This window comes from Pseudarthrobacter sp. B4EP4b (assembly GCF_006680095.1).
Taxonomy (GTDB): Bacteria; Actinomycetota; Actinomycetes; order Actinomycetales; family Micrococcaceae; genus Arthrobacter.
Window position 1 is genome coordinate 1 of sequence record NZ_VHIJ01000086.1, and the last position, 5,992, is coordinate 5,992.

At 65.4% G+C, this 5,992-nt stretch carries 6 protein-coding genes; 5 read left to right on the forward strand and 1 reads right to left on the reverse strand.

What is annotated here, in order from left to right; genetic code table 11:
- Positions 1-34: 34 nt before the first annotated feature.
- Complete coding sequence (locus FNL14_RS22775) at positions 35-1,618, reverse strand: acyl-CoA carboxylase subunit beta (RefSeq protein WP_142065035.1); 1,584 nt, start codon at positions 1,616-1,618, stop codon at positions 35-37.
- Between the two features lie 221 nt (positions 1,619-1,839).
- Between FNL14_RS22775 and FNL14_RS22780 the strand changes: the two genes are divergently transcribed.
- From FNL14_RS22780 to FNL14_RS22800, 5 genes are all read left to right on the forward strand, one after another.
- Positions 1,840-2,727: an NAD(P)-dependent oxidoreductase gene (locus tag FNL14_RS22780; RefSeq protein ID WP_142065038.1), complete on the forward strand. Its 888-nt coding sequence runs from the start codon at positions 1,840-1,842 to the stop codon at positions 2,725-2,727.
- Between the two features lie 49 nt (positions 2,728-2,776).
- Positions 2,777-3,685: a biotin--[acetyl-CoA-carboxylase] ligase gene (locus FNL14_RS22785; protein ID WP_142065041.1), complete on the forward strand. Its 909-nt coding sequence runs from the start codon at positions 2,777-2,779 to the stop codon at positions 3,683-3,685.
- Positions 3,678-4,277 carry a PH domain-containing protein gene (locus FNL14_RS22790; RefSeq protein ID WP_091418327.1) on the forward strand — a complete coding sequence of 200 codons (600 nt, stop codon included), beginning with the start codon at positions 3,678-3,680 and terminating at the stop codon, positions 4,275-4,277. Before FNL14_RS22785 ends, FNL14_RS22790 begins: the two co-directional genes overlap by 8 nt.
- Positions 4,267-5,391: an adenylate/guanylate cyclase domain-containing protein gene (locus tag FNL14_RS22795; protein ID WP_091418325.1), complete on the forward strand. Its 1,125-nt coding sequence runs from the start codon at positions 4,267-4,269 to the stop codon at positions 5,389-5,391. Before FNL14_RS22790 ends, FNL14_RS22795 begins: the two co-directional genes overlap by 11 nt.
- 241 nt (positions 5,392-5,632) lie before the next feature.
- The coding region (locus tag FNL14_RS22800) for a hypothetical protein (protein ID WP_255470976.1) at positions 5,633-5,992 on the forward strand (360 nt) is incomplete at its 3' end.

A 5,992-nucleotide genomic window follows, 5' to 3' on the forward strand; every position in this document is an offset into this window, starting at 1 on the left:
GGCTGAGCTTGCGAAGTTAGGGGGCGGGTGGGGATCACAGCGGGATGTTCCCGTGCTTCTTGGTGGGGAGGCTCGCGCGTTTGTCGCGGAGCGCGCGCAGGCCCTTGATGATCTGGGTCCGGGTTTCGGAGGGGGCGATGACGGCGTCAACATAGCCAAGCTGGGCTGCCTGGTACGGGTTCAGCAGCTCTTCCTCGTACTGGCGGATGACCTCGGCGCGCCGGGCTTCGACGTCTCCGCCGGCCTCGGCAACGGACGCCAGATCGCGGCGGTAGAGGATGTTGACGGCACCCTGGGCGCCCATCACGCCGATCTGCGCGGTGGGCCAGGCGAGGTTCAGGTCTGCGCCCAGTTTCTTGGAACCCATCACAATGTAGGCGCCGCCGTAGGCCTTGCGGGTGATCACGGTGAGCTTGGGGACGGTGGCCTCGGCGTAGGCGTACAGGAGTTTGGCACCGCGGCGGATGATGCCCTGGAACTCCTGGTCCTTGCCGGGCAGGAAGCCGGGAACGTCCACCAGGGTGATGATGGGGATGTTGAAGGCATCGCAGTGGCGAACAAAGCGCGCAGCCTTTTCGGACGCGGCGATGTCCAGGGTCCCGGCGAACTGCAGGGGCTGGTTGGCCACGATGCCCACCGTGTGGCCCTCCACCCGGCCGTAGCCGATCATCACGTTGGGGGCGTACAGGGACTGCATCTCCAGGAAGTGGCCGTCGTCCACGATCTGCTCCACCACGCTGCGCATGTCATAGGGCTGGTTGGCCGAATCCGGGATGAGCGTGTCCAGGGCAAGGTCGTCGTCGTCGAGCTCCAACTCCTGCTGGTGCTCCAGGACAGGTGCCTCGGAAAGGTTGTTTGACGGCAGGAAGTCCAGCAGTTCGCGGACGAACTCGATGGCATCGGCTTCGTCCGAGGCCAGGTAGGTGGACGTGCCGGTGGTGGCATTGTGCTGGCGGGCACCGCCAAGCGTCTCCATGTCCACGTCCTCGCCGGTGACCGTCTTGATGACGTCCGGGCCGGTGATGAACATGTGCGAGGTCTTGTCCACCATCACCACGTAGTCGGTGAGGGCGGGGGAGTAGGCGGCGCCGCCGGCAGAAGGGCCCATGATCAGGGAAATCTGCGGGACCACGCCTGAGGCGTGGACGTTGTTGCGGAAGATGTCGGCGAACATGGCCAGTGAGGCGACACCCTCCTGGATACGTGCGCCGCCGCCGTCCAGGATGCCCACCACGGGGCAGCCGTTGCGGATCGCGAACTCCTGGACCTTGACGATCTTCTCGCCGTTGACCTGGCTCAGGGAGCCGCCGTAGACGGAGAAGTCCTGGCTGTAGACCGCCACGGGACGGCCGTCCACGGTGCCGTAACCCGAAACCAGGCCGTCACCAAGGGGTTTCTTCTTCTCCATGCCGAACGCCGTGGATCGGTGGACCGCCAGGGCGTCGAACTCAACAAACGAGTCTTCGTCCAGCAGGAGGCTGATGCGCTCGCGGGCGGTGTTCTTGCCGCGGGCGTGCTGCTTCTCGATAGCTTCAGGGCCGGAGGGCTGTTCGGCACGGGCCTGGCGGTCGCGGAAATCGGCGATCTTTCCCGCTGTCGTTGTCAGATCGTGGCTCATCAAATATCTCCGGCTCTGTAGCAGATTGGTCCAGTGGCGCTGTTGTTGCTGGCTGGTCTGTTGCGGGAGTTAAGTAGCATCCACACAAAAAACGAACCCTGCTGGCTAGTCTAGTGACGCTTCTGGCGGCGGCTGCTGTAGAAAACCTACAATTTTCTGCCGTGCCGCAGCCCGCCGCGATAAGTTACTCACCGGTAACATAAGTGGGTTAGAGTGACTCCATGACTTTGAGCAACGACGCTTCGGACTCTCCGGCAAGCCCCTACCAAGCCAGCGGATCCCTGCGGGGACGCACTGTTTTGATTTCCGGTGGAAGCCGGGGAATCGGGCTCGCCATCGCGGTGCGCGCCGCGCAGGACGGTGCCAACATCGTGCTGATGGCCAAGACCGGCGAGCCGCACCCCAAGCTTGCCGGCACGGTCTACACCGCCGCAGAAGAGCTGGTGGCTGCCGGCGGCCAGGCGCTTCCCCTGGTGGGTGACGTCCGGAACGACGACGACGTGGCGCGCGCTGTCTCAGCTGCCGTGGACCGCTTCGGCGGCATCGACGTCGTTATTAACAATGCTTCCGCCATCGACCTGTCCCGCACTGATGCGGTGGACATGAAAAGGTACGACCTCATGCAGGACATCAATGTCCGCGGGACGTTCCTGCTGTCCAAGCTGGCCCTGCCCACCCTGCGCGCCTCCGGCGCCGGGCAGATCCTGACCCTCTCGCCGCCGCTGAACCTTGACCCGCACTGGGCCGGCAAGCACCTGGCCTACACCATGGCCAAATACGGAATGAGCCTGACTACGTTGGGGCTGGCGGAAGAGCTGAAGGCGGATGGAATCCGGGTCAACTCACTGTGGCCCTGCACCTTGATCGACACCGCGGCAATCCGGAACATGCCCCACGGCGACCAGATGGTCCAGGCGGCGCGCGGGCCACAGATCATGGCTGATGCCGCCCACGCTGTCCTCACCGGCGCCAACCTCGCGGCCGGCGGCGCGGCCAGCGGCAATTTCTACACGGATGAGGAAGTCCTGGCGGCGGCAGGAGTATCGGACTTCCGTCCCTACAGCCTGGGTGCCCCGGAGGACCGGCTCGTAGCGGACATCTTCCTGTAGGGCGGGAACGGGCGCGGGCCGGCACAGGTTGGCTCTGTAGGATTTAGCTATGGATGACGCACACACCCCCGGTACGCCCCTGAACCGGAGGGACCTGGCGGACGAGCGCTTCCTGTCCGCCACCGGCATCCCCCGGCTTGACGTGGTGGACTCCACCGGATCCACCAACGCCGACCTCCTCCGGTCTGTCACCGTTGAGCCTGCAGCCTGGCCAGACCTCTCCGTGCTCACCGCTGAGTACCAGACGGCTGCGCGGGGCCGGCTCGACAGGCACTGGGAAGCCCCGCCCCTGAGCTCCATCTCGGTTTCGGTGGTCCTTCGCCCGGCCAACGCCGAAGGCCGCCCGCTGCCCACGCAAAGCTACTCCTGGTTGTCGCTGATCGCGGCACTCGCGCTCCGTGAAACACTCCTCGAATCAGCCGGTGTCCCCGCCGAACTCAAATGGCCCAACGATGTCCTGGTCAGGGGGAAGAAGATCGCCGGCATCCTGGCCCAACTGGGACCCATGGTGGACGGCTCCGTGCCGCCGGTCATCCTGGGCACAGGCCTCAACGTCACACTTACCGCCAGTGAACTGCCTGTTCCCACCGCCACCTCGGTGGTGCTGGAGGGCGCCCGGACGGCGGACCGGACAGTGCTCCTGAAAAGCTACCTGTCAAACTTCTCCGTGCTCTACCGCAGCTTCTGCAATGCCGACGGCGACCCGGCGGCAGGGATGGCGGGCGGGCCGTCCCTGCACAAGCGGGTAGAGGCAGTGATGGTCACCTTGGGCAAGCAGGTCCGGGCGCAGCTTCCGGGGGATCACGAGATCATCGGCCACGCATCCAGGCTTGACGAATACGGTTCCCTGCTGGTGGTTGACCGGGACGCGCGTGAACACGTGGTCACCGCCGGGGACGTGGTGCATCTGCGGCCGTGGACTTCCCCCGACGCTTCCGGCCAAGGCGGTTATGCGTAAAGACCTCCTGCCGGGCGAGCAGGTCATTGTGACCACCCGCCCGCAGCCGCGGCGGCTCGCCGGCGCCGGGGTTGCGTTTATCCTCGCGCCGGCGGTTGCGGCCTTTTGTTCCGCCTGGCTGATCCGCGGCGGGGCAGCGCGGGCCGTGCCCGCGCTCTCCGGCCGCTGGACACCGTGGCTGGTGGGCGGCTGCGTCCTTGCCGCAGCCGCGGTGTGGCTGGGGTTCTGCCTGCCCCGGCTGCTGCGCTGGCAAAGCACCCGGTACACGCTCACCAGCAGGAGGCTGGTGGCCAGGTCCGGTATGTGGAAGCGGCGTGACCAGCAGGTGAACCTGGCCTCGGTCCGCAACCTCACTGTCCATGAATCGGTCCTGCAACGCCTCTTCCGCTCGGGGAATATATCCTTGGAAGCCGGATATCAGTCAGTGGTGACGTTCCCGGACGTGCCGGAGGTAGCCAGGTTCCGGGACTTCATCCTCGATGCCATCGAGGACCTGCCGGACGGGCAGGATGTCCAGCCCGACGGGTCAACGGATGACCCTGACGAAGCTTTGCCGTGGGAAATGAGAGAAGGTGGACGGGATGAACGATGAGGACCAGCAGGAACGCGTCGGGTCCGTCGCGCCCGCTCCGGAGGCGGACGCCCATCCTCCCACCGGCACCATGTCCGCCGAGCGGCTGGCCATGAAAGCCCTCGAGGCCCGGCTCCTGGGCGGGGAACGCAAGCTCCGCCGTCGTGAAGTCGCTGCCGGCGCAGGGCTGTCCCTGCTCTCTGCACGCAAGCTGTGGCGCGCCCTGGGTTTTCCCAACTTCGGGGACGAGGACGTGGCGTTCACCGAGCGCGACCAGGCGGCCCTGTCCACCGTGGTGGATCTGGTCCGTTCGGGCAAGCTGACGGAGGAAGCGGCCATTTCCGTCACGCGCTCCATCGGGCAGATGACGGACCGCATGGTGGTCTGGCAGATCGAGGCACTGGTGGAGGACATGGTGCACGAGCAGGGCGTCAGCGACGCCGTGGCCCGCAAGCGCCTGGTGAACGAACTTCCCGCCCTGGTGGACGCCCTCGAGGAGGTGCTTGTCTACTCCTGGCGGCGCCAGCTCAACGCAGGCGTCCAGCGGTTGGCGGTCCGCGCCGAGGCCGGCCTGCAGGCAAGCGAAGAAGGCCGCGACGGCGACGAGGACGATGCCCCGCTGCCCCTGGCACGTGCCGTCGGCTTTGCTGACCTGGTTTCCTACACCAGCCTGTCCCGGCGGATGAACGAGAAAACACTGGCCCGCCTGGTGCAGCGCTTCGAGAACAAGTGCGCGGAAATCATTTCCGTGGGCGGCGGCCGGCTGGTCAAGACCGTGGGCGACGAAGTGCTCTACATTGCCGAAACGCCCGCTGCCGGAGCGGAAATTTCGCTGGCACTGGCCCATGCCTTCACCGAGGACGAGATCCTTCCCGAAGCCAGGGTGGCCATGGTGTGGGGCAGGATCCTGTCCCGGCTCGGCGACATCTACGGGCCCACCGTTAACCTTGCCGCACGCCTGACGTCCCTCGCGGATCCGGGAACCGTGCTGGTGGACTCCATGACCGCGTCAGCCTTGGAACAGGATGAACGTTTTGTGATGGTGCCCCAGCCCCCCGAAAACGTCCGCGGCTTCGGCGAAATCCGGCCCGTCCGGCTCACCCGGGGCTTGGGTAAAGGGCTGGTCCTGGACTGACCGGCGGCCTGTAAAACCGTCCATCCTGACTTTATCCATTTGATGGTGAATTCCGATATAGTCGGAAGACACCCGGCCACAGCATGCCGGAAACCGGCTCTGCCGAAGCCTTACTGGGGGAAACAACATCGTGAAACTTCGCAGACCTGCGCGCTCAAAAGGGCCGGGAATCTCTGAAGGGCGCTTCCGCTCGCGGCGGCTGGTCAGTGGTGCTGCGTTTGGTGCTGCTGTTGTTGTGGTGGTGACCGGTGCTGTGTTGTATCCGGGGTTTAAGACCACTGAGGTGGACTTGAACGACGGCGGCGTGTGGGTGGTCTCGAAGTCCAAGAACGCGGTGGGCCGGCTGAATTACCCGTCGCGTGTTTTGGATGGTGCGGTGACGCCGGCGTCGACGACGTTTGACATCCTGCAGGATGCGGGGGAGGTGTTTGTTGATGATGAGTCTGGTTCGACGTTGAACCAGGTGTCGCCGGCGAACATGCGCCTGGGCGGGGATAAGCAGTTGCCGGGTGCTGCTGATGTGAGTTTCGGTTCGGACGTGATTTCGGTGACGGATGCTGCGTCGGGCAAGGTGTGGGCGGTGTCGCCGTCGACGGTGAAT

Excerpts from the sequence above, each read along its gene's own strand:
- FNL14_RS22775 (WP_142065035.1), bottom strand. The coding sequence starts at position 1,618 with ATGAGCCACGATCTGACAACGACAGCGGGAAAGATCGCCGATTTCCGC.
- FNL14_RS22780 (WP_142065038.1), top strand. The coding sequence starts at position 1,840 with ATGACTTTGAGCAACGACGCTTCGGACTCTCCGGCAAGCCCCTACCAA.
- FNL14_RS22785 (WP_142065041.1), top strand. The coding sequence starts at position 2,777 with ATGGATGACGCACACACCCCCGGTACGCCCCTGAACCGGAGGGACCTG.
- FNL14_RS22790 (WP_091418327.1), top strand. The coding sequence starts at position 3,678 with ATGCGTAAAGACCTCCTGCCGGGCGAGCAGGTCATTGTGACCACCCGC.
- FNL14_RS22795 (WP_091418325.1), top strand. The coding sequence starts at position 4,267 with ATGAACGATGAGGACCAGCAGGAACGCGTCGGGTCCGTCGCGCCCGCT.